The organism is Roseovarius sp. Pro17 (assembly GCF_035599575.1).
In the GTDB taxonomy this organism is placed as follows: domain Bacteria; phylum Pseudomonadota; class Alphaproteobacteria; order Rhodobacterales; family Rhodobacteraceae; genus Roseovarius.
The window spans coordinates 227,789-253,676 of the sequence record NZ_CP141179.1 but is presented as its reverse complement, the minus strand read 5'-3'; the positions used below and the strand labels follow the sequence as shown (position 1 = coordinate 253,676).

General features: G+C 62.8%; 22 protein-coding genes, 1 tRNA gene and 1 pseudogene. 14 read left to right on the top strand and 10 right to left on the bottom strand.

The features are described from left to right. The first annotated feature begins 104 nt into the window (after nt 1-104). Both U3654_RS01215 and U3654_RS01210 read left to right on the top strand, forming a co-directional pair. On the top strand, nt 105-1,196 hold the full coding sequence (locus U3654_RS01215) for a polysaccharide biosynthesis/export family protein (protein WP_416384612.1): 1,092 nt from the start codon (nt 105-107) through the stop codon (nt 1,194-1,196). Then, on the top strand, nt 1,196-3,211 hold the full coding sequence (locus U3654_RS01210; RefSeq protein ID WP_324753549.1) for a capsular polysaccharide biosynthesis protein: 2,016 nt from the start codon (nt 1,196-1,198) through the stop codon (nt 3,209-3,211). The genes U3654_RS01215 and U3654_RS01210 overlap by 1 nt, the downstream gene beginning before the upstream one ends. Before the next feature lie 84 nt (nt 3,212-3,295). On the opposite strand, the gene efp is transcribed toward U3654_RS01210, so the two are convergent. Next, the gene (gene efp / locus U3654_RS01205; RefSeq protein ID WP_324753548.1) at nt 3,296-3,859 is read right to left on the bottom strand and encodes an elongation factor P; all 564 of its coding nucleotides are present in this window, start codon (nt 3,857-3,859) and stop codon (nt 3,296-3,298) included. Between the two features lie 217 nt (nt 3,860-4,076). On the opposite strand from efp, the gene U3654_RS01200 reads away from it, so the two are divergent. Both U3654_RS01200 and U3654_RS01195 read left to right on the top strand, forming a co-directional pair. After that, nucleotides 4,077-4,400 (top strand): DUF6280 family protein, encoded by a 324-nt coding sequence (locus U3654_RS01200; RefSeq protein ID WP_324753547.1) that lies wholly within the window; start codon nt 4,077-4,079, stop codon nt 4,398-4,400. Nucleotides 4,401-4,515: 115 nt separating this feature from the next. Further along, nucleotides 4,516-5,970: a cobyric acid synthase gene (locus U3654_RS01195; protein WP_324753546.1), complete on the top strand. Its 1,455-nt coding sequence runs from the start codon at nt 4,516-4,518 to the stop codon at nt 5,968-5,970. A gap of 4 nt (nt 5,971-5,974) precedes the next feature. On the opposite strand, the gene U3654_RS01190 is transcribed toward U3654_RS01195, so the two are convergent. From U3654_RS01190 to U3654_RS01175, 4 genes are all read right to left on the bottom strand, one after another. Continuing rightward, nucleotides 5,975-6,919: a hypothetical protein gene (locus U3654_RS01190; RefSeq protein ID WP_324753545.1), complete on the bottom strand. Its 945-nt coding sequence runs from the start codon at nt 6,917-6,919 to the stop codon at nt 5,975-5,977. Between the two features lie 82 nt (nt 6,920-7,001). Beyond that, nucleotides 7,002-8,453, bottom strand: a complete 1,452-nt coding sequence (locus U3654_RS01185; RefSeq protein ID WP_324753544.1) for a TolC family outer membrane protein — start codon at nt 8,451-8,453, stop codon at nt 7,002-7,004. Between the two features lie 75 nt (nt 8,454-8,528). Next, nucleotides 8,529-9,182 carry a protein-L-isoaspartate O-methyltransferase gene (locus U3654_RS01180; protein ID WP_324753543.1) on the bottom strand — a complete coding sequence of 218 codons (654 nt, stop codon included), beginning with the start codon at nt 9,180-9,182 and terminating at the stop codon, nt 8,529-8,531. A gap of 99 nt (nt 9,183-9,281) precedes the next feature. Further along, complete coding sequence (locus tag U3654_RS01175) at nt 9,282-11,225, bottom strand: nucleoside-diphosphate sugar epimerase/dehydratase (RefSeq protein WP_324753542.1); 1,944 nt, start codon at nt 11,223-11,225, stop codon at nt 9,282-9,284. 348 nt (nt 11,226-11,573) lie between these two features. On the opposite strand from U3654_RS01175, the gene U3654_RS01170 reads away from it, so the two are divergent. Next, nucleotides 11,574-12,746: a lytic murein transglycosylase gene (locus tag U3654_RS01170; RefSeq protein ID WP_324753541.1), complete on the top strand. Its 1,173-nt coding sequence runs from the start codon at nt 11,574-11,576 to the stop codon at nt 12,744-12,746. A 53-nt stretch (nt 12,747-12,799) separates the two neighbouring features. Here U3654_RS01170 and U3654_RS01165 read toward each other — a convergent pair whose 3' ends face one another. After that, nucleotides 12,800-12,997 (bottom strand): hypothetical protein, encoded by a 198-nt coding sequence (locus tag U3654_RS01165; protein ID WP_324753540.1) that lies wholly within the window; start codon nt 12,995-12,997, stop codon nt 12,800-12,802. A gap of 100 nt (nt 12,998-13,097) precedes the next feature. Between U3654_RS01165 and U3654_RS01160 the strand changes: the two are divergent. Continuing rightward, nucleotides 13,098-13,304, top strand: a pseudogene (locus U3654_RS01160) (IS3 family transposase); the annotation flags it as partial. 445 nt (nt 13,305-13,749) lie between these two features. Here U3654_RS01160 and U3654_RS01155 read toward each other — a convergent pair. The 3 genes from U3654_RS01155 to U3654_RS01145 all read right to left on the bottom strand — a co-directional run bounded on the left by U3654_RS01155 (nt 13,750) and on the right by U3654_RS01145 (nt 16,389). Next, nucleotides 13,750-13,823, bottom strand: a tRNA-Cys gene (locus tag U3654_RS01155). 379 nt (nt 13,824-14,202) lie between these two features. Next, nucleotides 14,203-15,675, bottom strand: coding sequence for a D-alanyl-D-alanine carboxypeptidase/D-alanyl-D-alanine-endopeptidase (gene dacB / locus U3654_RS01150; RefSeq protein WP_324753539.1), 1,473 nt, complete (start codon nt 15,673-15,675; stop codon nt 14,203-14,205). A gap of 90 nt (nt 15,676-15,765) precedes the next feature. Continuing rightward, a complete protein-coding gene (locus U3654_RS01145) occupies nt 15,766-16,389 on the bottom strand; it encodes a nicotinate-nucleotide adenylyltransferase (RefSeq protein WP_324753538.1) in 624 nt (207 codons plus the stop codon). Between the two features lie 132 nt (nt 16,390-16,521). On the opposite strand from U3654_RS01145, the gene U3654_RS01140 reads away from it, so the two are divergent. The 6 genes from U3654_RS01140 (at nt 16,522) to U3654_RS01115 (ending at nt 21,890) form a co-directional block, all read left to right on the top strand. Then, entirely contained in the window at nt 16,522-18,492 is a 1,971-nt protein-coding gene (locus U3654_RS01140) for a putative bifunctional diguanylate cyclase/phosphodiesterase (protein ID WP_324753537.1), read from the top strand. A gap of 78 nt (nt 18,493-18,570) precedes the next feature. Further along, nucleotides 18,571-20,220 (top strand): energy-dependent translational throttle protein EttA, encoded by a 1,650-nt coding sequence (gene ettA, locus U3654_RS01135; RefSeq protein WP_324753536.1) that lies wholly within the window; start codon nt 18,571-18,573, stop codon nt 20,218-20,220. 201 nt (nt 20,221-20,421) lie between these two features. Then, nucleotides 20,422-20,706, top strand: coding sequence for a hypothetical protein (locus tag U3654_RS01130; protein WP_324753535.1), 285 nt, complete (start codon nt 20,422-20,424; stop codon nt 20,704-20,706). A gap of 18 nt (nt 20,707-20,724) precedes the next feature. Continuing rightward, nucleotides 20,725-21,057, top strand: coding sequence for a hypothetical protein (locus U3654_RS01125; protein ID WP_324753534.1), 333 nt, complete (start codon nt 20,725-20,727; stop codon nt 21,055-21,057). Continuing rightward, nucleotides 20,984-21,358, top strand: coding sequence for a hypothetical protein (locus U3654_RS01120; protein ID WP_324753533.1), 375 nt, complete (start codon nt 20,984-20,986; stop codon nt 21,356-21,358). Before U3654_RS01125 ends, U3654_RS01120 begins: the two co-directional genes overlap by 74 nt. A gap of 325 nt (nt 21,359-21,683) precedes the next feature. Next, a complete protein-coding gene (locus U3654_RS01115) occupies nt 21,684-21,890 on the top strand; it encodes a cold-shock protein (RefSeq protein WP_324753532.1) in 207 nt (68 codons plus the stop codon). An 89-nt stretch (nt 21,891-21,979) separates the two neighbouring features. Here the strand turns inward: U3654_RS01115 and U3654_RS01110 are convergent, their stop codons facing one another. Beyond that, a complete protein-coding gene (locus tag U3654_RS01110; RefSeq protein ID WP_324753531.1) occupies nt 21,980-22,684 on the bottom strand; it encodes an arylesterase in 705 nt (234 codons plus the stop codon). A 16-nt stretch (nt 22,685-22,700) separates the two neighbouring features. Here U3654_RS01110 and U3654_RS01105 point away from each other — a divergent pair, with 16 nt between their 5' ends. Both U3654_RS01105 and U3654_RS01100 read left to right on the top strand, forming a co-directional pair. Continuing rightward, on the top strand, nt 22,701-23,369 hold the full coding sequence (locus U3654_RS01105) for an ABC transporter ATP-binding protein (protein WP_324753530.1): 669 nt from the start codon (nt 22,701-22,703) through the stop codon (nt 23,367-23,369). Beyond that, nucleotides 23,366-25,876, top strand: a complete 2,511-nt coding sequence (locus U3654_RS01100) for an ABC transporter permease (RefSeq protein WP_324753529.1) — start codon at nt 23,366-23,368, stop codon at nt 25,874-25,876. Before U3654_RS01105 ends, U3654_RS01100 begins: the two co-directional genes overlap by 4 nt. Nucleotides 25,877-25,888: the final 12 nt, after the last annotated feature.

Here is a 25,888-nt window from a genome sequence, read left to right as displayed (position 1 = left end):
GATACAATCCAGACCGAGGCAGAAAATCAGGTCGAGGAGACCGAGCAGTGAACATCCAGACAAGCCGATGGGCGCGGTCCATCGCACTTGTGGCCATCGCATTGATGATCACATCTTGTGGCATAATGCCTCAAGTTGGCCCCAGTAAACGTCAGATATACGCTGGCTCGATCGATCGTTCGGGCGACGCCTTTGTCGTGGAGGTCAACGACCGGGTGACGCGCGCAACTTCGGTGCAACCGGCCCTCGGTTTCAGCGCCGCGTTTCGCAATGCGGGTCAGCTTGGTTCGGACACGATCCGCCCCGGCGACACGTTGGGCCTGACCATTTGGGAAAATGTCGACGATGGCCTGTTGGCCGGTGAGACGTCGAACCAGACCATCCTTGAAGAGGTGCAGGTCGACGGCAGCGGATTTATCTTTGTGCCCTATGCAGGCCGCATCCGCGCGGCGGGCAACACGCCCGAGGCGATCCGCCGCATCATCACCTCCAAGCTGGACGAGCAGACCCCCGACCCGCAAGTGCAGGTCCGCCGCCTCGCTGGGGATGGCGCCACAGTGTCGCTGGTCGGATCGGTCGGCGCGCAGGGCGTCTATCCTATCGAGCGCCCGACGCGCACGCTATCGGCCATGTTGTCGGCGGCAGGCGGAATCGTGATCCCCGCCGAAGTCGCACAAATCACCGTCCTGCGCGGGGGCGAGCGCAGCAAGGTCTGGTTTCAGGATCTCTACAAATACCCGGAATTCGACATCGCCCTGCGCGGTGGTGACCGTATTCTTGTCGAGCAGGACACACGCGCCTTTACCGCGCTGGGCGCAACCGGCGCCCAATCGCGCGTGACGTTTGAGACGCAGAACCTGTCGGCGATCGAGGCGATCGCGACGGTTGGTGGCCTTCAGGCATCATCGGCGGATCCTACCGGCGTTTTCGTCATGCGTAACGAACCCGCCGAGATCGCCAACCAAGTGCTGGGCCGGAACGATCTGATAGGCGATCAGCGCCTCGTCTACGTACTGGACCTGACCAAGCCCAACGGCATGTTCATGGCGCGCGATTTCTCGGTCCGCGATCAGGACACACTCTATGTGACCGAAGCACCGTTTGCCCAATGGAGCAAGGTCATTGGCGCGCTTACCGGTTCGCTCGGCGTAATCAGCAACGTTGATACCGCATCGTCGGCGCTTGGCGGCAGTTAATGCGCGCGAACGTCGAAAACGATCCCGCCGGTGCCGAAGGGCGCCGGCGGGTTTTCTATTTCAACAGTGGTTTTCTGTGCCAGCCCCGTCTGAGACGCATCATGACGCTGGCGGGGTACGACATGCGGCTGGGCTGGCCCGGCGCCGATGATCTGGTCGCTGTCTGGGGCCACAGCCCCTACGCACATCGGGGCGAGGCGATGGCGGCGCGCACCGGCGCGGGCCTCATCCGGCTAGAGGATCCTTGGCTGCGCTCGCTCATGCCGGGCCGCGCGGGCAACCCGCCCCTCGGCCTGCTGATCGACGGGCGCGGCGCGCATTTCGACGCCTCAAAGCCATCGGACCTTGAGGTGCTGCTGGCCACGCACCCTCTTGACGACACTGTGCTGATGGATCGCGCCCGCGCTGCCATCGCCCGGCTGCAAGAGGCCCACCTCAGCAAATACAACGCAAATAATCCAGATCTGACCTGCCCCGATCCGGGTTACGTTCTGGTCATCGACCAGACCCATGGCGACGCCGCCGTGCGAATGGGCGGCGCGGATGCCAATACTTTCCGCGAAATGCTCTACTATGCGCAGGAGGAAAATCCCGGCGCGCGCATCGTGATCAAGGCTCACCCCGAAACAGCGCAGGGTCATCGGACCGGTTATTTCACCGCAAAGGACACGGCAGAGCGCGTGACCCTGCTGGACGATCCGGTCAGCCCATGGTCCCTGCTTGAGGGCGCGATTGCCGTCTATACCGTCTCCAGCCAGCTGGGCTTCGAGGCGATCTTTGCCGGGCACCGCCCGCGCGTTTTTGGCCGCCCGTTCTATGCCGGATGGGGCCTAAGCGATGACCGCCACCCAATGGGCCTGCCCCGCCGGGGCCGTTCGCTCAGTCGCGCGCAGCTCTTTGCGGCGGCGACGGTTCTCTATCCGAAATGGTACGATCCCTTTCGCGATGAGCTCTGCGAGCTAGAGCAGGCGATAGACACGCTAGAGGCCGAAGCGCGCGAATGGCGCGAGGATCGGCTCGGCTGGGCCGCGCACGGAATGCGCCTGTGGAAACGCGGGCAGGTGCAACGTTTCTTTGGCCGCCATGCTCCGGTGATCTTTCGCGGTGACGATCCGCGTCGGCGGCACATGGTCTGGGCCGGCAAGGCAGATCTGGCACCCCCGACGGCCGTGCAAGCCGAGGACGGGTTCCTGCGCTCGCGCGGATTGGGGGCCGAACTGGTTCCGCCGCTCAGTCTGGTGCTGGATACACGCGGCATCTACTACGATCCTACCCGCCCCAGCGATCTGGAGGAATGGATCGCCCGGCGTGCCCATATGCGTCCCGATCAGACCCGGCGGGCCGAGGCCCTGATGGCCAGCATCACGACGATGGGCATGACCAAGTACAACCTCGGCGGCGCGGCCCCGGACCTGCCCGGGGGCACCCGTATCCTCGTGCCGGGCCAAGTCGAGGACGACGCCTCAATCCGCACCGGAGCGGGCCGCATAAGCACCAATCTGGCCCTGCTCGAAACTGTGCGCGAGGCCAATCCCGATGCCGTGATCCTCTATAAGCCCCACCCAGACGTCGAGGCAGGCCTGCGCAGCGGCGCTATCGCGCCCGAGACCGCAATAATGTTTGCCGATCTGGTTCTGAACCGCGCCGATCCCGTGGCGCTGATGCGCGATGTGCAGGGGGTCTGGACCATGACATCGCTACTGGGTTTTGAGGCCCTCATGCGGGGACTGCCCGTCACCACGACCGGCGCGCCCTTTTACGCAGGCTGGGGCCTGACCACCGATCTGGGTGCAATCCCCGCGCGGCGCCGCGCAAGACCTACGCTCGCCGGTCTCGTCCACGCCACGCTGATCGACTATCCACGCTATTTCGACCCGGTCACCAGCTTACCCTGCCCCGTCGAGGTCGTTTTGGAACGTCTGGCTACGGGCGCCGTGCCGCATCCCGGCCCGGCAAATCGCGCAGTGTCAAAGCTACAGGGCCTTTTTGCCTCGCGCGCCGCGCTCTGGCGATAACATCCGAAAACGCCGCGCAACCCGTTGGGGGTTACGCGGCGCTTTCATTGTTCAAAAAATACTCAAATCATCCAGAGGGGCCAATCAGGCGCGCTCGGAATATTCCATTGTCTCGGTGTTGACGACAATCGCCTCGTCCTGACCGACGAAGGGCGGCACCATCACTTTAACGCCGTTGTCCAGCACCGCAGGCTTGAAACTGTTGGCTGCTGTCTGACCTTTCACCACCGGTTCGGTTTCGACCACGATGCAGGTAACCTTTTGCGGCAGCGTCGCGTTCAGAGCCTCAGATTCATGATACTCGATATGGATCGTCATGCCGTCCTGAAGGAACGGGCGCCGTTCGCCCAGAATCTCGGCGGGCAGTTCGATTTGCTCGTAAGTCTCGCTGTCCATAAATACCAGCATACCATCGACTTCGTAGAGGAATTGCTGATCCTTTTGATCCAACCGCACCCGCTCTACCTTGTCGGCTGAGCGGAACCGCTCGTTCAGCTTGGAGCCGTTTCGCAGGTTGCGCATCTCGACCTGAGCAAAGGCCCCGCCCTTGCCCGGCTTGACGTGATCGACCTTTACGGCCGACCATAAACCACCGTTATGCTCCAGCACGTTACCGGGGCGGATCTCGTTTCCGTTGATCTTGGGCATTGTGGCTGAATCCTGACAAAAGGTTGAAGGGAATTGGGCACACCCTATATATGGTGATACGCAGGGGGGCAAGCCAACGAAATGTCGTGTTGCAAGGTCGAAAGCCATGCAAGAAACGCATAGAAGGTATGCATATCTGCTCTATCCGAATCAGATAGAATGCTCCATAACCAGCGATAAGCCGAAAACACAAGAACAATAAAATTGAGGACGAATCATGAAAGATTTCGTTGATGCTGCCGCCTTCAACAACGAACAGGGCAACCGGGCACGCAAACTTTTCGCAGCCGTTGTACTGGCTGCTCTGGACGACGCCATTTCTGACGACAAGAAATATGGCAACGGACCTGATCAAATTGCCCGTTGGGCGCGTTCGCGCGACGGTCGCGAAGTGCTGTCCTGTGCCGGGATCGACCCGAACGAGCGTGTCGTGTCGGGCCTGATGGATTTTGTGTCCAAAGGCGTGCGGACCTCCGTCGCCCTTTCGCGCGAAGAGAGCGAGCGCCGTCACGCTGCCGCCGCACAGGCCGAAGCCGCCTGAACCACGTCACAGACTGAACATGTCGAAGCCTCGCCATCGGCGGGGCTTTTTCATTTCTACCCCATGGCATCACGAAACGCTTTATATAGCGAGTGGGTAGGCAGTGGGGCAGCACATGGCGCGCACGATCATGATACAGGGCGCAGGCTCGAACGTGGGCAAATCGATGCTGGTCGCGGGCCTTGCGCGCGCCTGCATTCGACGCGGGCTGAACGTGGCCCCGTTCAAGCCCCAGAACATGTCAAACAACGCCGCCGTAACAGCCGACGGGGGCGAGATCGGGCGCGCGCAGGCGCTACAGGCCCGCGCCGCCGGACGCGCGCCGCATACGGACATGAACCCGGTATTATTAAAACCTGAAAGTGAGACAGGCGCGCAGATCATCGTTCAAGGACGCGTCATGGGCAGTTGGCAGGCCCGCGCTTATCCCGAACGCAAGGCTGAGTTGATGCGCGCAGTGCTGGACAGTTTCAACCGGCTTAGCGCTACCGCCGATCTGGTGCTGGTCGAGGGCGCGGGCAGCCCGGCCGAGATTAACCTGCGCCGAGGTGACATTGCCAACATGGGCTTTGCCGAGGCGGCGGGCGTGCCGGTCGTGCTGGTCGGCGATATCGACCGGGGTGGCGTGATCGCGCAGATCGTCGGCACGCAGACCGTGCTGGCACCGCAGGATGCCGCGCGGATCAAAGCCTTTGCCATCAACAAGTTTCGCGGCGACCCGCGCCTTTTTGACGACGGCCTCACGGCGATCGAGCAGCGCACCGGCTGGCCATCCCTCGGAGTGATACCGTGGTTTAAGGATGCATGGCGCCTGCCCGCCGAGGATGCGCTGGATATCGTTCAACGTCCGGGCGGCGCGTTCAAGGTGGCTGTGCCGCGCCTTGGCCGGATCGCCAATTTCGACGATCTCGACCCGCTCAGCGCCGAGCCGGGCGTAACCGTGCAAATGATCGAACCGGGCCGGCCCCTGCCCGGCGACGCGAATCTAATGCTAATCCCCGGCAGCAAATCCACCATCGCCGATCTGGCTGAATTTCGTGCCAACGGGTGGGATATCGACCTGGCCGCGCATGTCCGACGTGGCGGTCCGGTGTTGGGCCTCTGTGGCGGCTATCAGATGCTGGGCCGCGAATTGTCGGATCCGGGCGGCATCGAAGGATCACCCCGCACCGTTCGGGGGCTGGGCCATCTGGACATCACGACCGTGATGCAGCCCCAAAAGCGCCTGTCGCTGACCAGTGGCCTGCATCCGGCCAGCGGCGCTGAGGTTACCGGATACGAAATCCACATGGGCCGCACCACAGGCCCAGATTGCGCGCGTCCGTGGCTGCAAATGGCTGGTCATCCCGAAGGCGCGGCCAGTGCTGATGGCCTGATCAGAGGCTCATATGTTCACGGCTTGCTTGCATCGGACGCGTTTCGCGCGGCCTATCTGACCGAGTTGGGCGGAGCATCGGATCTACAATTCGAAAGCGGGGTGGACGGTGCTCTGGATGCGCTGGCAGACCATCTAGAGCAGCACATGAACATTGACCTGCTACTGTCACTGGCGCGCGAACCGTCGCTGTGAGCGATTATTGCAATTCCTGGCTGTCCAAGGCGCGATGAATTTCGCGGCGTACCAGCTTGCGCACGTTACGCGTGATCCGTTCACCCAAAGCGCCCTGCAATTCCTGACGGACGATATCGGCGACCAGATCGCGCAGCGCGTCTTCGTCCAAAAAATCGTCATTCGCATCAAGGAAATCTGCGTGGCTTCGCGGCCCACCCGACTGGGATTCACTGTCAGATGCACTCGTGGTAACATTGGATGACCCGTCCTGCGGGCAATCTTCAGCAGCGACGTTCGCGGGGATATAGTCTTCGGCAGGCTCAGGGCTAACAGCATCCTGCGGTCGAGAATTGGACGTATCGTCGAAGTCCGCCTGCGGTTCGGCGTTCTGCGGCGTGGCAGATGCATCCTCTTCGTTGTCTTCGTCGGTAACGCAATCCTCCCACGGCAGCGGCGACACATGGCCGCCCGAATTGGCTTCGGCGCTGGCGCCGTCCGGCTCCCATTGATCACTCTGACGCGCGACGACCTCTTCCAGTTCGGCCACCCGCGCCTTGAGCTCATCAGCGCGGGAGGGCGGCGCCGTGTCATCCACGGCGTCCTCGACCTTGGTGGCGGGATCGTCCACTGCGGTCATTTCGGCCTCGAACTCGTCGTCCTCAGCTTGGACTGCGGGCGGATTTTCCTGCATGGCGGCATCTACGACATTAACTATATCAAAGTTTTCGGTCCAATCGTCCGTATCGTCGATCGCTGCCTCATCGGGCGCGTCTTGCCGATTCGATTCGAAGTCCGCGCGCGGCGCGTCATCGACGCGTAGGGAGGGGGTCAGCACCAATCTGTCAGGTTCGCGAAATTCCGGAATTACCTTATCGCGAGCCTTCGCCGGACGCTCGTCACTAGATACCAGCCGTCGGATCGACGACAGGACATCCTCGATTTCCACATTGGTCACGGGATCGGACATTGTTTTTATCGCTCTCGGTTCTTGCCTCGCCGCACAGTTTACCGGTGCGACGCCTTTCGCACAACAGATAGGCGCAGTTTTACTAATTTCCGATCTTGCGCAGCACCCGGTCCAGCGATTTACCCCGCTCGCTAAGGGCAGCAGGCGCGTCCTTGACGAGGTTATAGTAGGCCGCCGGGTCATAGGTCTGAACAGCCAGGTTCAGATCGCGCACCGTCAACTCGCCGATGGATTCCAACACCGAATATGCCGCGATAAACACGTCCGCCTGCGCCGAAATCTGGTTCGCCTGCGCGTCCAGATATTCCTGCTCGGCGTTCAGCACATCGAGTGTCGTGCGCGCGCCCAACTTGGCCTCCTCGTTGACACCGTCAAAAGCGACGCGGCCTGCGCGCACCTGCTCGCCCGTGGCGATGGCCGACGCGCGGGCGGCTTCAAGGATGGCATAGGCATTGCCCACGTTCTGGCGGATGCGGTCGCGGGTCTGGTGGAGCACGCCAAGCTGGGCATCGCGCTGCGCAAAGGCACTGCGCTTGGCCGAGGACAACGCGCCGCCCTGATAGATCGGGCCGCCGATCTCAACGCCAAAGCTGCCGTTCTCGCTTGTGGTGCTGCCATTTAGCCGGTCCGTCACGCCGATGCCGGCGTTCAGCGATACCCGCGGCTTCATCGCTGCCTCTGCTACAAGCACGTTCAGCTTGGCGGCAGAAACGTCATGCTGGGCGGCCAGCATATCAGGATGGCTGCGCAGGGCGACCTGCTTGGCCGTCTCTTCGTTCAGGGCCAGACGTGGCAGGCTGGGAGGCTGCGCGAGGGGGCCCGGCCGCTTGCCGACGACCGCGACGTATTCTTCGATCGAGCGCTCCAGATCGCCCTCAGCGGTCGCCAGATTGCTGCGCGACAGCGATTGGCGCGCTTCGGCCTGCGCGACGTCGGTGCGCGTCACCTCGCCGACCTCGAAACGGTCCTGCGCGGCGCGCAGAGATTCGCCGATCACACGCACGTTGTTGCGGCGCAGACTGACAAAACGGGTGTTACGCTGCACGTTCATGTAGGCCCGAACCGCACGCAAGAGCACCTGCTGTTCGATCGAGACCAGTGATTGACGGGTGGCCAGAACCAGCTCTTTTGCGGCATCGACGCTCAGCGTGGTGCGGCCAAAATCGTAGAGCAGCCATTGGGCAGTGATGCCCGCATTAAGATTGGTCGAGCCGCTGCTGCCATTGCTGGACGACACGAGGCCACTAGATCCGGTCCGGTTAGTATAAGTGCGCGTAATATCGGTCGACCAGCTGATGATCGGCCTCAGGCGGGCGATGGTACTGGCCACATCCTCGTCGGCGGCGCGCAGAAGGGCGCGATTCTGCTCCAGCAGCCCGCTGGTGTTATAGGCACCGGCCAGCGCATCGGCCAGCGTGTCCGCCAAAGCAGCGGGTGCAGCAAATGCGATCGCGGCGGCAACCAGCCAGCCACGCGTATGTGCAACGATGTTGCCTGCCCGGCTGCGCCGCGCCATGTCGAGTGAGGTGGTCATTATGTCGTCCTTTTGGCAAAGCCGTGACTGCGTCGTCGAATGGATGCATAACTCAGCCCGTAGGGCATGGCACCGCTACAGAGTAAAAGCTGCGTGTTTTTCGAACCCCGGCAGCACCGGCGCGCCGGCGTTAAAGGCAAAGCGCCACGTCATCTGACCGTTCAGCTTATAGCCGATGCGCACCACGCCCAGTGCCCCTTCCATAAAGAGACATGCAATGCGCCCACCTTCCTTCAGCTGATCGGTCAGCGCCTCCGGCAAATGCTGCACTGCGCCTTGAATGGCGATCACGTCGTAGGGTCCGTGCTGGGGCGCGCCTTCGGTCAGCGCGGCGCGATGCGCGATCACGTTGTCTGCACCATGTTCCTGCCACAGGTCCTCGGCCTCGGCGCCCATCGCCTCGTCCTCTTCCAGCGCGACGACCGCCTCAGCCATGCGCGCGATCACAGCGGCAGAGTAACCCAGAGCGCTGCCCACATCGAGCGCCAGCTCATCGCTGCGAATATCGAGAGACTCCAGCATCTTGGCCAATGTGCGCGGCTCGAGGATCACGCGATTGCCGCCCAGATCGATATTCTCGCCCACATAGGCCGCTTCGCGCAGGGCGCGCGGAACAAAGGCCTCGCGCGGCACGCTCAGCATGGCGTCGATGATCGAAAATCTGGTCACATCGGCAGGGCGAACCTGTGTGTCCACCATCATTGTGCGCCGCGCGGCATAGTCGGTCATGGCAAAATTCGTCCATTCAAGTGTTTCAGCGAATATTTTGCCACAGATATCCGGCATGAGCAACGGCACTGTGCCCCTAACCGAGCCATAAAAGTGGCGTTATTCCGCTGCTTCGCGCGGCGCGGCGTCCTGATCCCCGCCCAGCAGATCGGCGGCGGGGCCCGACGGTGTATAGCCCAGCGGTGCGGCGGCGATGAGGCGGCGCAGCGCGGCGATGTCCTGCATCTTGCACGCGACCAGCAGATCGTCCAGCAACATGTCCAACTGATCCGGTGCGAGGCATGTCTCGCTTGCGGTCATGATGCGCGGGTGTTGGGTCGGGCCTGCCGTCTCGCCGATAAGAAGTTCTTCGAACAGCTTTTCCCCCGGTCTCAGCCCGGTAAAACGGATGGCGATATCGCCCTCGCGCGTGGTGCCATCGTCAGGGAGATGGTCGGGGAGGTGATAGGGTGTCAGCCCACTCAACCGGATGATACGGTCAGCCAGATCGACGATCTTGAGCGGCTCGCCCATATCCAGCACGAATACGTCGCCCCCCGTCGCCATCGCCCCGGCCTGGATCACCAGCTGCGCAGCCTCTGGAATGGTCATGAAATAGCGTGTGATGTCGGGATGCGTCACCGTCAATGGCCCGCCCCGCTCAACCTGTGCGCGAAAGCGCGGGATGACTGACCCTGACGACCCCAGGACATTGCCGAACCGCACCATGGAAAAGACCGTATCGGACTGCCGCCGCGCGGCAGCCTGGCAGATCAGCTCGGCCAGACGCTTGGAGGCACCCATCACGTTGGTCGGGCGCACCGCCTTGTCGGACGAGATCAGGATCACCGATTCAACGCGCGCCTGAATGGCGCATTCGGCAACGACACGGGTGCCAAAAACGTTGTTGCGCAGCCCTTCGACGACGTTCTGTTCGACCAGCGGGACATGCTTGTATGCGGCGGCGTGATAGATTGTCTGCACCCCGAACCGCGTCATCGCCGCAGTCAGGCGGCGCGGGTTCTGGACAGACCCCATGAGCGGCACCAGTTGCACGTTCAGACCGTCAGCCTCGATCGTCTCGCTCAGTTCGTTGTTGAGTGTATAGAGCGCCAGTTCGGACAGCTCCCACAGGATCAGCGTTCGGGGGGACTGCTGGATGATCTGGCGACACAGTTCGCCCCCGATCGATCCGCCCGCGCCAGTGACCATGACCGACTTGCCCCGGATATCGCCCATCATCAGAGGCATCATCGGCGGGACAGGATCGCGGCCCAGCACGTCTTCGATGGCAATGTCGTGCAGATCGCTCATGCGCGACTTGCCAGACAGGATGGAGGACATGCCGGGGATGGTCTGCACGCGCACCGGCAGCGTCTCCAGCCGCTCGACGATTTCGCGCCGCTGGACGCGCGACGCACTGGGAACGGCCAGCAAAACAAGCTGAACGCCGTAAATCTGGATCAGACGCCCAAGGCGCGCAGGGTCGTGGATAGGGATGCCCCCGACTTCGGATTCATGCAGCGTAACGGCATCATCGACAAAGCCGACGACCACAAACTCCCCCTGCTCACGCAGCGAATCGAGTAATTGGCGCCCCGCCCGGCCCGCGCCATAAATCAGCACCGGCTTGCGTCCCTCGGATGCATGGCGCTGAAGCAGCTCGCGCAGCGCCATGCGCAGCCCGCCCAGCACAATCATCGCAATCAGCGCATAGATCAGCGCGGTGGACCATGGCAAAGGCACGCGCATCAGGTTAACCGCCGACAGCATCACCGACGCCGAAGCCACCACGCCGACAAGGATCGCCATCAATAGCTGCATCGAGAGGTAGTGCGCGACCGCGCGATAAAATCCCAGCCGCACAAAGACCAGCAAGCTGACCGGCACAAACACCAGCGCCGCCTGCCAGAATGGCGCCGCCGTTACCGCCGACCCTGCGCCGCCCAGAACCGCTGCGCCGACATAGCTGATCATCAGCAGCGCGGCATCGGCCATCAATTGCAGAACACGCTTATGCGCACGCCGGAGCGTCAGAAGGTGAATAAGGGCACCGTTAAACATTCTGGGCGCCTTTCCCCAAGTCAGCTATTAGTTAAAAGGGTTCTACGGGGCGTGCCCGTCCCGGCCCGCCATCGCCAAGTCGCACTACGTTCATTTTTGGGGCAACGCGGCGGAACGGCATCGTATTCAGCCGAGAGCCAAGTTTCGCATCTTTTGCGATATTTACACGGCGCAATCAACCCTAAGGTGAGTGAATTGTTGCAAATTCGCCTTGCGCATCCTTCCTGCAACACGCAGCGACGGTAGCAATCCGGCACTGGCGATAATCCCCGCCTCGGGCATGCGGCTGCTTTTAATACGCTCGCGATCCTTTATGCTGGCGCAAAAGTCAAAATAAGCGAGGCAGGCATGAGCAACGATCCAATTCTGACACGGCGGCATTTCGGTTTGGGCTTGGCGGCGCTAGGCCTGTCGGCCTGCGGCGACATGCGAGGAATGTCGACGCAGGGCGGCAGCGCAAGCGCCGCAGAGGCCCCATTGGCGGATGATCTGCGACCTAGCGCCAATGCGGGCTACGACGCTTGGGTTGCCGCGTTTCGCGGACGCGCGGGCGGTTACGGTATCACGAACGGCACCTTGGCGTCGGCATTTCGTGGCGCGGGCTATCTGCCCGGCGTGGTGACGCGCGACCGCAACCAGACGGAATTCACCCGCACGCTGGAGGATTACCTGTCCATCGCCGCCTCGGACGAGCGAATCACAAAGGGCCGCGCGGCCTACTCCCGCCACCGCTCCACGCTGAGCGCGCTTGAGAATCGCTACGGCGTTGACGCGCGCATTATCGCGGCGATTTGGGGGTTAGAGAGCTTTTATGGCGAGCGGCGCGGGAACGTGCCGGTGATCTCGGCCACCTCGACGCTAGCCTATGATGGCCGGCGCGGCGCTTTCTTTGAAAAGCAACTGGTCGCGGCGCTCAAGATCATCCAGAACGGCGACATCACTGCCGACCGCATGACCGGATCATGGGCAGGCGCGATGGGTCATACGCAATTCATCCCTACGTCCTATCAACTTTTTGCCGTGGATTTCACCGGCGATGGGCGGCGCGACATCTGGTCCGAAGATCCCAGCGACGCACTGGCCTCGACCGCCGCTTATCTGGCGAAAAGCGGCTGGAGCCGTGGCACCCCTTGGGGTCGAGAGCTGGCGTCAGGCGAGGCAGCGAGTGGAACCGTGATCCAGCCTCAGCCGGGTGGGCCGCGCTTTGCCGTTACCGGCAATTTCCGCGCGATCAAGCGCTACAACAATTCCGATGCCTACGCGATTGGTGTCGGTCACCTGTCTGACCGCATCGGCGGCGCTGGGCCGCTGAAGGGGAATTTTCCGCCAGACGCCACCGGCCTGACCAAAAAGGATCGCATCACGCTGCAGACCCGACTGACGGCGCGCGGTTTCGATACTGGCGGCACCGATGGCGTGATCGGCCCCAAAACGCGCAGCGCGATCAGCGCCTATCAGTCTAGCCGCGGCCTGCCTACGACTGGCGCACCCTCGCCCGAGCTTTTGCGTAACCTCGACTGACGCCGCTCCGGCGGCGCCGGAGCCAAGGTGGTCCCGTTTCGCGCGCGAAACGACTATGTGCCAGGCACCTCGCGCGGGGGCTGCGGCGGCGTCTCATTGGGCAGATCGTGGGGTGTTTCGATGGGGGGCTGCGGTACGCCTTCGGGCGGCAGATCATTCGGAATCTCCGGAGGCGCCGGGTCTGGCATTCCCGGGTTTTTGGGGCCGGGATTCCCCGGTTGCGGGCCCGATGCGGTGGCAGTGAAATTCATGACGATCTCCTCGACGTCAAAGGGTTTTCGAATTGGCTCAGATGCGTTCCACCTCAACCGGTGTGCCGACTACAACCCATCGGCGCGTGAGGCGGTTCCTCAACGGGAACGGATCAGGCGGCGGACATACCTCACACGCGACGCCGCACGGCAAGACGTGTTCGATTACATTGAGATGTTTTACAACCGGACCCGCAAGCATGCGAACAACAGCATGCTGTTACCCATTGACCATCATGCAAGACAGTCGAAACCGAACAATGCAGGTATCTGGAAAACTAGGGGCACCTCACTGGTTCAACATTAATGCAGCGCAATTTTTTGCGACAGAGCAAACGAAAAAAAAGCTCTGGGTTCCAATCCTGCCCGATCTCCAAGCGGGTCTAGACGCCGCAAGCCGCCACTCAGCCCTTATCATAACCAGTGCGCGGGGGACTAACCGCTGGTCTTATCGCGATGCGTCACAGGCCGTCAGGAAAGTCGGGGGCGGAGTCGTCCCTTGAGCTTCGATATACACAGATGGAGCTACAACGCTGCCTGTGAGCTTCTAGAGGTGTGCTGTGGTGACGACCTGATTGCAGCTGTCACGGGCCAGAGTCCTGCGATGGTTCTGCATCACATCAAGAAGGTGCGACAAAAGATCAGAGCCGTTCAAGCGCAGCAAAAGCGAACAGAACGACGGCAGAATGTAGACATTTGTTTAGACGTTCAATCGCGAATTATTACGTCAGGTGCTAACCTTTTGAAAAAATTGGAGGCGAGTACCGGAATCGAACCGGTGTACACGGATTTGCAATCCGTTGCGTCACCACTCCGCCAACTCGCCTGCCGTGGTGGTGCGTTTCAATTAGTGGATGGCGACGCGCTGTGCAAGGGCGGTTTCAGGCATCAGACGTGCACCAAGAGCATAGCCCGGGCGGCAGTGCAGACGCTTGGCGGTGGAGGTCTTGCGTAGGATTAGATATTGCGCCTGCCGCACGCCTTTGACCGGATCGAAACCGACGCGCCACCGTCATCCAGCCTAGTATCGCCTTAAACGACTGGAAACTCTTTAGCCCTGCCCCTCCACAGACCAAGACGCTGGGGTGCGCTGGAGCCTTGCGACGATCGGGAGCGACTATTGCGTCAGCACCGATGAGGGTGGGTTGCGCGACGGTGGATTCAGCTAGGAACTTAATTAAATCCTAGCGGACAACAGGCGCGCATCAGCCGCCGTAAGCGGCGCTCCACCGCTCAATCAGGGCTTGTTGCAGGCCTTTGGCGCGCCGGTTCCATGCAGCACCACCCGGCGGTCTGTCGTCGCTGGACCCGGCAATGGCGGCGCGGCGGTCGGCATCATGGGCAAAGATCGCAAAGGCGAGTGGCCGCCCGGACGGGCCGGTCGCATAACCCGCCAGAGCGCTGACGAAATGCAGCGTGCCGGTTTTGGCCTCGACGCGGATGGGGTGCGCCTCATCAAAGTTGCCATTCGCGCCGCGCATCCGAAAGGGCTTGAGCATGGGGCGCAACGCCGCGCTGCGATGGGCCACGGTCAGCACCCGGGCAAGCGCACGCGCACTAACGCGCGAGTCGGCGCCAAGGCCCGAATGATCCACGAGGTTCGCGCCCTCCAGCCCCAGATCGGCGCGCGCCCAAGCCGTCATCTCGCGCCCCGAAGCTGCCAGAGACGCGACGCTGCCCGTGCGCGCAAGCGTAGCGGTCATGCCCACCAACTCGGCCGTGAGGTTGTTGGAGTATTTCAGCATCCCCTTTAGGATGTCCGGCAGCGGATCGCTGAGATGGCTGACCAGCGTATCGCCCGCAGGCGCGTCTTGCTGCACCTTGACACTGCTCAGCTTGATCCCCTGATCGCGCGCAAGGTTGGCGAACACCTCGCCCGCATAGCTGGCGGGGTGGCGCACGGGTAGCCAGCGAGCGCCGGATTCACCCAAGGCGCGTCGCGAGACAGTCCACTGATCATACCCGCCGCCGTCGCTGTAGGTATAAATCGGGCCAGTGCGATCGGCGATCTTCATGCGCGCGACCTGTACCTCGGGCCGGAACTTGGTCGAGCGCGCGTCCATCGTGACGGTATAGCCCTCCGCCGCGCGGACCCATTGAAAATGCACACGGTTGAAATTGAGGTTCAGCCCGGAAAACGCCGGGTTGTAACCGACCTGATCGGGCTGCGCCGCATCAATCACCCGCTCGAACGGCAGCGCGCCGCCAAAGACGCGGAAATCGCCTTTGACACCGCGCACGCCCGCCGCCTTGAGATTGGCGGCCATGCTCGCCAGCGCATCGGTGTCCAATACCGGATCGCCGCCGCCTACCAGCACCAGATCACCCTGGATCACGCCATCGACGACCGGTCCCGTCGCCACCAATCGCGTGCGAAAGCGGTAGGTCGGTCCCAGCGCATCCAGCGCGTAGAGCGCCGTGATCGCCTTGGTCACGCTGGCGGGCGGAAATCCGTCCGCGCCATCGCGCTTTTCCAGCACCACGCCGCTTGTCATGTCGATCACCGCATATCCCACCTCGCCATCGAGGCGCGCGGCCTTGATCAGCGCGGCGGCTTCGGGCGGTTTGGCCAATCCTGCGGGGCGTAGCTGCGGGCGCAAGGATACGGCAGGCGCGCCCGCATGGGCAGCGGCGGTCAGCCCTGACAGGGCGGCACCGAGGAAAAAGCGTCTGGACAAGTGGTTCGACATGGTGCGGATTAAACCGCAGCAGGGCGCGGGCCGCAATCGCGTTCTTGGACCGCGCGGCACACAAACTCCAAGACGGTCCTACCAGCCCCCAGCGGCGCGCAACCCCGTCGACGAAAGCGCCATCATCGGCACATTGGCAAAACACCACGCGGGCGCCTGCATCCGCCCCAGATTGCGCGCCTCGACCAGGGGCACGCGCGCCCTCTCATATATGCGCGCTGCGACCGAGGCGCGCGCGGCCAACCGCGCCCCCGGACGTGCGAGAATGCCGACGGGCACACTTTCCATGATCTGGCGCCAGTCCTGCCACAGGTGAAATTGCACCATGTTATCCGCGCCCATCAGCCAGACGAAATGCACATCCGGGCGCGCCGCGCGCAGGACGGCCAGCGTGCGGGCCGTATAGCGCGCGCCGATCTGCGCTTCGACATCGCTGATGTGAACGCGGGGGTGCTGCATGATAGCGCGCGCCGCCTCCATACGCCGCTCGAGCGGGGCGGGGCCATGCTCTTTCAACGGATTGCCGGGGCTGACCAGCCACCAGACTGCATCCAGACCGAACAGCTTAAGCGCCTCACGCGTGATATGCACATGCCCCGCATGCGGCGGATCAAACGAGCCGCCCAAGAGGCCGATCACACGGCCCGGGCGCGCCGGCGGCAGGGACAGGGCGCGCGCAGCAGGAGTCTCGGTGAGGGTCATTGCCGCGATCTCCTAAAATTCGTGGATTTTTCTAAACACAAAACCGGGTGAAGGCCACCGGATATTAAGCGGCATCCGTCACGGTTCCCTCGAATGGGCGCAATAGCGGGTGAAGGCGTGTCGCGCAAAAAAATGACAAACAGCACTGGTGCTGCCTGCCCCGACGTTGAGCGGGGCCGGGAGGGCATGTATGCCCACCTCATGGCGCCGTTGATGCCAGCGCCGGGCGCACAGCCGGGCGATGCGGCGGGCACTTGGCTGGCCGGTCTCATTCTGGATCATGCGCGCGATGGGATCGTCCTGCTGGATATTTGCGGGCGCGTCCTGTGGATGAACCCCGCGCTGGAACGGATGATGGGTTGGTCTCTGGCCGAGACGCGCGGGCGCAACCCCGCCGAACTGATCAATCCACCCGAGACACGACCCAGCCCCGAGGAGCTGGCAGAATTCCGCTATGATACGCGCAGTTCTCTGTTCGACACCTATCGCGTGACGCGACATATGCGGCGCGACGGCAGCCTGTTCTGGAACCAGCAAAGCCATGCGCTGATCGATCTCGGTTCCGGCGACGCGCAAAAGATGGTCGTCGTGACCTGCCGCGACATCTCGGACCAGGTACGCGTGCAGACGGCCCTACAGGACGTCAAGGACGATCTGGACCATGCGGCCCATCACGACGACCTGACGGGCCTCGGAAACCGCAAGAAGCTGTCGCAATTTCTGGCCACGACGGCTGCCCATTCCAGCCTGCGTTCGGGCGCGATGGGCATACTGCAACTGGACCTCGACAAGTTCAAGGACATCAACGACACGCTAGGCCATGCGGCGGGCGACGCGGTGCTGCGCCATGTCGCGTCGGCGTTGGTCGGTGTGGCGCTCGATGGCGATCTGGTCTGCCGCATGGGGGGCGACGAATTCCTGTTGATCTGCCTTGATATCGGTGATCCTGCGCGCCTCATGCGCCGGGCCGAGGCCGTGCTGAATGCTGCCGAGCGCCCACTCAGCTGGAAGGATCAGACCGTGCTGCCGGGCGTGTCCATCGGCGCCGCCATGCCCAGTGCGGGCGATGAGGGCAGCATGCCGGATGGCGAGGCGCTGATCCGAAAGGCCGATCAGGCGCTCTATAGTGCCAAGGACAGTGGGCGCGGGCGCGCAGTCCTCTATACCGCCGAGTTGGGTCGCCGCTGCCGCGCCGAACAGCAGCTGAGTCGCGATCTTCTGGACGCCATTGAGCAACAGCAATTCTGCGTCCATCTCCAGCCCATCGTACATATCGGCCAGAACCGCGTGACCGGCTGCGAGGCGCTGCTGCGCTGGCGCCACCCCACGCGCGGCCTGCTGGTGCCGGGTGATTTTCTGCCCGCGGCCGAGCAGGGCCAACTGCTGAGCGAGGTCGACTACCTTGCGATGAACGCCGCGCTCGACGCGTTGGCGACCCTGCACGCCGAAGGGTTTGCAGATCTGGGAATGTCGCTGAACGTCTCCAGCTCGATCCTTGCAGACGCCGATTATCCCGCGTTGCTGGACTGGGCGCTGCAATCGCGCGGCCTTCCCCCCGGCGCGATCTGCATTGAGATCCTCGAGACGACCATCATGAGCCGGGGTGAGCTGGACGTAACCGCCGCCGTGACGCGCCTGCGCCGCCTTGGCGTGCGCGTTGCGCTGGATGATTTCGGCACAGGCTATGCGGGCCTCGCCCACATGTCTGCCGTCGAAATCGACGCGATCAAGCTGGACCGAACGATGATCTGCCGTTTGCAGCATGACGGGCGCGCGCGCGTCATCACGCGTTCGATCATCCGGCTCTGCGCCCTTCTGGGGGTGGACGTGATCGCCGCAGGCGTCGAAACGCAAGCCCAGCTGGAGATTTTACGCCGGGCCAAATGCCCACAGGTGCAGGGCTACGGCCTCGCACACCCCATGCCCCTGCCCCAGCTATGCGACTGGCTGCGCACCCACACGCCCTTCGACGCACCGATCAAAATGCAGGAGGCCCCGACCAGCGCTTCCAATCCCGGATACTGCGATCCTGTCAAGGCCGATCCTGCTCAGGACGCGCGGGCGGCGCACCGCGCCGGGCGCCGGCGCGATACATCCATTTGAATTCGTCCCGCTGCGCAGTTACATGACTGTTGGAATCAAGCCGGGCCGCATCGCCCGTCCACAGGAAAGAGCAGGGTCATGGCAGCCAATCAATACGTCTATCACATGCAGGACGTCTCCAAAGCCTATCCGGGCGGCAAGAAATGCTTTGAGAATATTCATCTCAGCTTCCTGCCCGGCGTCAAGATCGGCGTCGTCGGCGTCAACGGCTCGGGTAAATCCACCCTGCTCAAGATCATGGCGGGCCTCGACAAGGACTTCACCGGCGAGGCGTGGGCGGCCAAGGACGCGACCGTCGGCTACCTGCCGCAGGAGCCCAAGCTGGACCCGGCGCTATCCGTGCGCGAAAACGTCATGCTGGGCGTTGCAGCCAAACTAGCCAAGCTGGAGCGTTTCAACGAGCTGGCGATGAACTATTCTGACGAGACAGCCGATGAAATGGCTGCCTTGCAGGACGAAATCGACAGCAATGATCTGTGGGATCTCGATAGCCAGATCGACGTCTCCATGGAGGCGCTGCGCTGTCCGCCGGATGGCGCGGATGTCACCAGCCTTTCAGGCGGCGAGGCCCGCCGCGTGGCCTTGTGCAAGCTGCTGCTGGAAGCGCCTGACATGCTGCTGCTGGACGAGCCGACGAACCACCTCGATGCTGAAACGATCGCATGGCTGCAACAGCATTTGATCGCCTACAAGGGCACGATCCTGATCGTGACCCACGACCGCTACTTCCTCGACAGCATCACCAGCTGGATCCTCGAGATCGACCGCGGCCGCGGCATCCCCTACGAGGGCAACTATTCTGCTTGGGTCGAGCAGAAGGCCAAGCGCCTGATGCAGGAATCTCGCGAGGACAAGTCCAAGCAAAAGACGCTGGAGCGCGAACTGGAATGGATGCGTCAGGGCGCCAAGGCCCGTCAGGCCAAATCCAAGGCGCGGATCAACGCCTATAACGATATGGCCGGTCAATCCGAGCGCGAGAAGCTGGCGAAGGCCCAGATCGTTATCCCGAACGGTCAGCGCCTCGGCGCGAAGGTGATCGAGGTCGAAGGACTGCGCAAGGCGATGGGTGACACGCTACTGATCGAGGATCTGACATTCTCGCTGCCCCCCGGCGGTATCGTTGGCGTGATCGGTCCGAACGGCGCGGGTAAATCGACGCTGTTCAAGATGCTGACCGGGCAGGAAGAACCAGACGCGGGGACCATCGAATTCGGCACCACAGTCGATCTCAGCTACGTCGACCAGTCGCGCGACGATCTGAACCCCAACGAGAACGTCTGGGAGGCAATCGCCGACGGCCAGGACATCATCAAGCTCGGCGACGCCGAAGTGAATGCCCGCGCCTATTGCGGCGCGTTCAACTTCAAGGGTGGCGACCAGCAGAAAAAGGTGTCGTTGCTTTCGGGCGGGGAGCGGAATCGCGTGCATATGGCGCGCCTCTTGCGCTCAGGCGGCAACGTGCTGCTGCTGGACGAACCAACGAACGATCTGGACGTTGAAACGCTGCGCGCCTTGGAAGACGCGCTGGTCGATTTCGCGGGCTGCGCGGTGGTCATCAGCCACGACCGTTTCTTTCTTGACCGGATCTGCACGCATATGCTGGCCTTCGAGGGTGACGCGCATGTCGAGTGGTTTGAGGGCAACTTCGAGGACTACGAAGAGGACAAGAAGCGCCGCATGGGCGACGTCGAACCTACGAGGATGAAGCACAAGAAGTTTGCGCGGTGACGGTGAAACGCGCAGCGGTTTACCAAGTGCGCGAGAGCGATTGCACAGCAATTGCGTGTCTACCTCATCAAAGTTGAAGCGACAAATCTGAAACGCGCGCCCGAAATCGGGCGCGCGCTGTCTTTTATGAGATAGGCGATCCGCAACAAACCAGCGCAGCATCCCTTCCGCCAATCCCGAAAACCGCCTAGACCCTCACCATTGCGACCACTCAAACCTTCGATATCCTTATTATCGTCGCCGGTCCTGCCGGCACTGCCGCTACCACAGCTGCGCGCGGCGGGCCTGAGCGCCGCGATCATCGACAAGGCCACGTTTCCTTGCGCCAAGCTGTGCGGCGGGCTGATCACAGGGCGTAGCCGTGATCTTTGCTGCCGTATCTTTGGCCGCGAACTGGACCCGGCGCTGTTCGAACATCGCGATCGAATCACTTTCTATGCAATGGGCGCGCCACTTGGCGCCAAGGTGGATAGCCCACCGATCTAACTGACAATGCGATGTGACATGGACGCGCATCTGCTGGACATGGCGCGCGCCGCAGGTGTGGTATATTTTGTCGGGCGACGCATCGCGCAGATTGATACGGACGCCATATCACTCACGCTTGAGTACTGCTCAACGCTAAGCGGTGCCATCATGATCGGCGCCAACGGGGTGAATAGTCTGGTCGCCCGCACGCTCTCTGGCTGGTCGTTCGATCCCGAAACCATCGGCTTCGCGCTAGCGGTCGAGGCACCGCCGATGGACGAACCGCAGGCCATACGTGTCGTATCTGGGCGCCCCAGCATGGGGCTATGGTTGGCAATTTCCCAAGGCGCGCAGCACCACCATCGGTAACGACGGGCGGGAGGCCAAGAACCCCCGAATCAAGTCGCAATTGGCCACCTACCGTGCCCGACTGGACGACGGCAGCGACGCGCGGTTCAAAGGTCATTTTCTGCCTTTCGGCGACTATCGCCGCATACCCGGCAAGGGTCGCGTGCTGTTGACAGGCGACGCGGCGGGTCATGCGGCGGCCGAGGCCATCGCCACTGGCCGTCCGCGCACCGCCCTGCCCGCCTACAGCCGCGTGCTGCGCCCCGTCCACCGCGCATTGCACATGGCCTGCTGGCTGCGCCCACTGATGTTCCGCGCGTGAAGCCAGCGGCTCTTTCACCACGCATTCGCAAACTTGGTACCTTTAAAAGGCGCTTATTTATAGCTGCTACCAGACCACATCAAATAATCGGCAATCTGTCGCCTCGTTTTAGGCTGCCTGCCCCGTGCGCTCTGGCGACATCGGCGCGGCGACTGGGGCCGACGGAATTGGTTAACACTTGCAAAATGACTTTGCGATGCGTATATTATCCGCGCGACGTTACCACTATCGACCATCTGCTCCTATACGGCACAGGCACTCGATCTTGCACTGACTAGCCGGGCTGCCGCACGACGCGGGCAGCATACATCAAGGAGACTACGGTATGGCCAATGGCACCGTGAAATGGTTCAACTCGACAAAAGGCTTCGGCTTCATCGCACCCGATGGTGGCGGCAAGGACATTTTTGTCCACATCTCCGCTGTTGAGCGCGCAGGCCTGACTGGCCTGGCAGACGACCAGAAAGTGACTTTCGACGTCGAAGCAGGCCGTGATGGCCGCGAGTCGGCGACGAACATCGCTCTGGCTTAAGCCTTTTGCGACATAGTGGTAAATTGGGGCCCCGCGGGGCCCCTTTTTCGTGTGTATGACCGATTCTTAGCGCCCTAAATTTTTTCGCTTTAATCGCGATCCGCCAGCGACTCGGCGATTAGCTCCTGCACTTTGGGCCCAATACCGGCGACGACCAGCGCGATGCCCTGCGTATTCGGATGGGTGCCATCTGCTTGCAGATAGGGCAGTTGATCTGCATTCGCCTCAGGCAGTGCGCCGAAAAAATCGAGTTCCAGAAGCGTGCCGTATTTCTCGGCCAGATCGGGATAGATCGCGTTAAAGGCGGCGCGGTAGTCCGGCCCGTAATTATCCTTGGCGATCAGGCCGACGAGCAGCACTTCGATATCGTTTTCAGCCGCTTTGGCCAGAATCGCGTCCAGATTCGCACGTGTCTCGGCCGGATCGACGCCACGCAGCAGATCGTTTCCGCCTAACTCGACGATCATCGCGTCGGGCGTGTCGCCAAGCGCCCAATCGATGCGCCGCACACCGCCCGCCGTCGTGCTGCCCGACACAGAACTGTTCAACAGCCTCACCGGCACACCATCCGGCGTGCCATTCTCGCGCAGCCAAACGCTGAGTTGCGCGACGAATCCGTTCTCACGCTTCAGTCCGTATCCTGCGGTCAAGCTGTCACCAAATGTCATAATTCGCACTTCGCCCGGCATCGCATCCTCGGCAGCAAACGCCGCGCCGCCCAATGATAGGGCGAGGGCCAGCGCAATCGTCTTGCCGCGGGTGCGTAAAACCCCATATTCCAAGAGATTCCTCATCAACAGGCGCATATTCATGACTTCCCCAATCGTATCGTTAGAAAACGTCGGTTTGACACTTAAGTCGGGCGCTGGCGAGGTCGAGATTCTCACGGGCATTTCACTTGACGTGACCGAGGGCGAAACGCTGGCGCTGGTCGGTCCATCCGGCTCTGGCAAGTCGTCGCTACTGATGCTGATAGGTGGGCTAGAGCGGGCCAGCACCGGGCGCGTCACAACGCTGGGGCAGGAATTGGGCACGCTTGGCGAGGATGCGTTGGCGCGGCTGAGGCGCGGGCATCTGGGCGTCGTGTTCCAGTCGTTCCACTTGATTCCGACGCTGACCGCGCTGGAAAACGTGGCCGTTCCGCTGGAGCTGGCTGGCGCGCCGGATGCCGCCACCGGCGCAGCTGCCCAGCTCGACGCCGTCGGCCTCGCGGCGCGCGCGGGGCACTACCCCTCGCAAATGTCGGGGGGTGAACAACAGCGCGTTGCGCTGGCCCGCGCCACCGCGCCGCGCCCGCGTCTGATTCTGGCGGATGAGCCTACAGGAAATCTGGATAGCGTCACCGGCGCGTCGATCATCAATCTGCTTTTCGATCTGCGCGCCCAGCATGGTGCCACGCTGATTCTGGTCACGCATGACGCCGACCTAGCTGCGCGTTGTGACCGGACCATATCGCTGCGCGATGGGCGCATGACATGACCTTGCGCGTCGCCGCACGCCTCGCGCGGCGCGAATTGCGTGGTGGCCTCGCTGGATTTCGCATCCTGCTGGCCTGCATCGTTTTTGGCGTAGCGGCCATCGCCGCCGTCGGCACGATCCGCACCAGCATCGAGGCAGGACTTAGCGAAAAGGGCGCCCAGCTGCTGGGCGGTGACGCCGAGATCGGGCTGACCTACCGCTTTGCCAACGAGGCCGAGCGCGCGTGGATGACAGCCCAGGCCGAAGCCATATCCGAGATCGTCGATTTTCGGTCGCTCGCCGTGGTGGGCGATGAGCGCGCGTTGACGCAGGTCAAGGCAGTCGATGTCGCCTATCCGCTGTTGGGCGACGTGGGCCTTGATCCCGCAATGCCGCTTGCCAAGGCGTTGGGCGGCGCAGACAACCTACCCGGTGCCGTAATGGCCCCTGCCCTGATCGCGCGACTGGACATTGCTCCCGGCGATCGCTTTCGCCTTGGCACACAGGATTTCGTTCTGATGGCCGCGCTTGTGGACGAGCCGGACGACGCTGCCGCAGGCTTCGCGCTGGGGCCGCGCACGTTGGTGCGCACCGACGCGTTACAAGCCTCAGGATTGTTACGCGAAGGCACGCTTTTTTCCACGCGCTACCGACTGGACCTGCCCCAGGGCGCTGACCTCGCCTCTGTGCAGGCCGAAGCGAATATCGCGCTAGGCACTAGCGGGATAGAGTGGCGCGACGCCCGCGCGGGCGCGCCCGGCATCGCCGAATTCGTAGACCGGTTGGGCGCGTTTCTGGTGCTGGTCGGCCTTAGCGGACTGGCCGTGGGCGGCGTCGGCATATCATCTGCCGTGCGCGCATATCTGGCGCGCAAGACCGCCACCATCGCCACGCTGCGCACGCTGGGCGCGGATCGCGGCACGGTTCTGGCGACGTATTTCCTGCAAATCGGCGCGCTTGGCGGGCTGGGGCTGCTCCTAGGCACGTTGCTGGGCGCGGGTGTGCCTGTGTTGCTGGCCCCGGTGATTGAGGCGCGTCTGCCGGTCCCGGCGATCTTTGCCTTCTACGCGCGACCCATGGCCGAAGCAGCAGTCTATGGCGCGCTGGCCGTGCTGATCTTTACCCTCGCGCCGCTGTCGCGGATCGAGGATATCCGCGCTGCCAGCCTCTTTCGGGACGGCGGCGCGGATGGGCGTTGGCTGCCCCGCTCGCCGATGCTGGCGCTGATTGCCGGGCTGGTCGCAGCGCTGCTGGCCGTCGCGGCGGCCTTTTCGGGAAATCTGCGCCTGACGATCTGGACTGCGGGTGGCATTTTCGGCGCGCTGGCGCTCTTGTGGCTGGCGGCGCGCATTGTGCAGGGCCTCGCGCGCCTCGCACGGCCAATGGCGCGCGGGCGTCCCGCCCTTGGCTGGGCGCTGGCGGCGATCGCCGGACCGGGAAGCACGGCGACGCCCGCAATGCTGGCGCTGGGCCTTGGCCTGACGGTCCTTGCTGCTGTCGGTCAGATCGACGGCACTCTGCGCGGCGCAATCACCAACGATCTGCCAGACCGCGCGCCGTCGTTCTTTTTCATCGACTTGCAGGCGGATCAGATGGACGGCTTTGACGCGATGACCGACGGCGATCCGGGCGTGAGCAGGGTTCAAACTGCGCCGATGTTGCGCGGTATCATTACGGCGATCAACGGGCACGATGCCGCCGAGGTTGCAGGGGATCACTGGGTGCTGGAAGGCGACCGGGGCATCAGCTACGCCGCGCTCGCCGATGGCACCCTGACCGCCGGAGATTGGTGGCCCGAGGGGTATGACGGGCCACCACAGGTCAGCTTTGCCGCCGAGGAGGCAGCCGAGATGGGGCTGAAACTGGGCGACACGATCACGGTCAATATCCTCGGCCGTGACATTACCGCGACGCTCACCAGCCTGCGCGAAGTCGATTTTTCGACCGCCGGTATCGGCTTTATCATGGTGATGAACCCCACCGCGCTGGAGGGTGCGCCGCACAGCGTCATCGCCACTGTCTACGCCGACAAAGCCGCCGAGGCGCGTATCCTGCGCGAGGTTTCGACAGCCTATCCCAATGTCACCGGCATCGCCGTAAAGGACGCTATCGACCGCGTGGCCGCACTGCTCAAGGGCCTTGCGGCGGCGGTGTCATGGGGTGCATCGGCGACCCTGCTGACCGGGTTCCTCGTGCTGATCGGCGCGGCGGCTGCGGATCAGAACGCGCGGATCTACGAGGCGGCAGTGCTGAAAACGCTGGGCGCCTCGCGCGCGCAGATACTGCTTAGCCTTGCCTTGCGCGCGATCCTGCTGGGCGGCGCGGCGGGTGCTGTCGCCATCGGCACGGGTGCGCTGGGTGGCTGGGCCGTCAGTCATTTCGTTCTGGATGTCGAGTATCGCGTGCTTTGGCCCTCAGCGCTGATAATTGTGGCCGCAGGAATCCTGGTCACGCTTGCCACTGCGTTGATCTTCGCTCTGCGCCCCTTGGCGGCGCGCCCAGCTCAGATCCTGCGCGCAAGGGAGTGAGCGGGGCCGAGC

Excerpts from the sequence above, each read along its gene's own strand:
- U3654_RS01215 (WP_416384612.1), top strand. The coding sequence starts at position 105 with ATGATCACATCTTGTGGCATAATGCCTCAAGTTGGCCCCAGTAAACGT.
- U3654_RS01210 (WP_324753549.1), top strand. The coding sequence starts at position 1,196 with ATGCGCGCGAACGTCGAAAACGATCCCGCCGGTGCCGAAGGGCGCCGG.
- efp (WP_324753548.1), bottom strand. The coding sequence starts at position 3,859 with ATGCCCAAGATCAACGGAAACGAGATCCGCCCCGGTAACGTGCTGGAG.
- U3654_RS01200 (WP_324753547.1), top strand. The coding sequence starts at position 4,077 with ATGAAAGATTTCGTTGATGCTGCCGCCTTCAACAACGAACAGGGCAAC.
- U3654_RS01195 (WP_324753546.1), top strand. The coding sequence starts at position 4,516 with ATGGCGCGCACGATCATGATACAGGGCGCAGGCTCGAACGTGGGCAAA.
- U3654_RS01190 (WP_324753545.1), bottom strand. The coding sequence starts at position 6,919 with ATGTCCGATCCCGTGACCAATGTGGAAATCGAGGATGTCCTGTCGTCG.
- U3654_RS01185 (WP_324753544.1), bottom strand. The coding sequence starts at position 8,453 with ATGACCACCTCACTCGACATGGCGCGGCGCAGCCGGGCAGGCAACATC.
- U3654_RS01180 (WP_324753543.1), bottom strand. The coding sequence starts at position 9,182 with ATGACCGACTATGCCGCGCGGCGCACAATGATGGTGGACACACAGGTT.
- U3654_RS01175 (WP_324753542.1), bottom strand. The coding sequence starts at position 11,225 with ATGTTTAACGGTGCCCTTATTCACCTTCTGACGCTCCGGCGTGCGCAT.
- U3654_RS01170 (WP_324753541.1), top strand. The coding sequence starts at position 11,574 with ATGAGCAACGATCCAATTCTGACACGGCGGCATTTCGGTTTGGGCTTG.
- U3654_RS01165 (WP_324753540.1), bottom strand. The coding sequence starts at position 12,997 with ATGAATTTCACTGCCACCGCATCGGGCCCGCAACCGGGGAATCCCGGC.
- U3654_RS01145 (WP_324753538.1), bottom strand. The coding sequence starts at position 16,389 with ATGACCCTCACCGAGACTCCTGCTGCGCGCGCCCTGTCCCTGCCGCCG.
- U3654_RS01140 (WP_324753537.1), top strand. The coding sequence starts at position 16,522 with ATGACAAACAGCACTGGTGCTGCCTGCCCCGACGTTGAGCGGGGCCGG.
- ettA (WP_324753536.1), top strand. The coding sequence starts at position 18,571 with ATGGCAGCCAATCAATACGTCTATCACATGCAGGACGTCTCCAAAGCC.
- U3654_RS01125 (WP_324753534.1), top strand. The coding sequence starts at position 20,725 with ATGGACGCGCATCTGCTGGACATGGCGCGCGCCGCAGGTGTGGTATAT.
- U3654_RS01115 (WP_324753532.1), top strand. The coding sequence starts at position 21,684 with ATGGCCAATGGCACCGTGAAATGGTTCAACTCGACAAAAGGCTTCGGC.
- U3654_RS01110 (WP_324753531.1), bottom strand. The coding sequence starts at position 22,684 with ATGAGGAATCTCTTGGAATATGGGGTTTTACGCACCCGCGGCAAGACG.
- U3654_RS01105 (WP_324753530.1), top strand. The coding sequence starts at position 22,701 with ATGACTTCCCCAATCGTATCGTTAGAAAACGTCGGTTTGACACTTAAG.
- U3654_RS01100 (WP_324753529.1), top strand. The coding sequence starts at position 23,366 with ATGACCTTGCGCGTCGCCGCACGCCTCGCGCGGCGCGAATTGCGTGGT.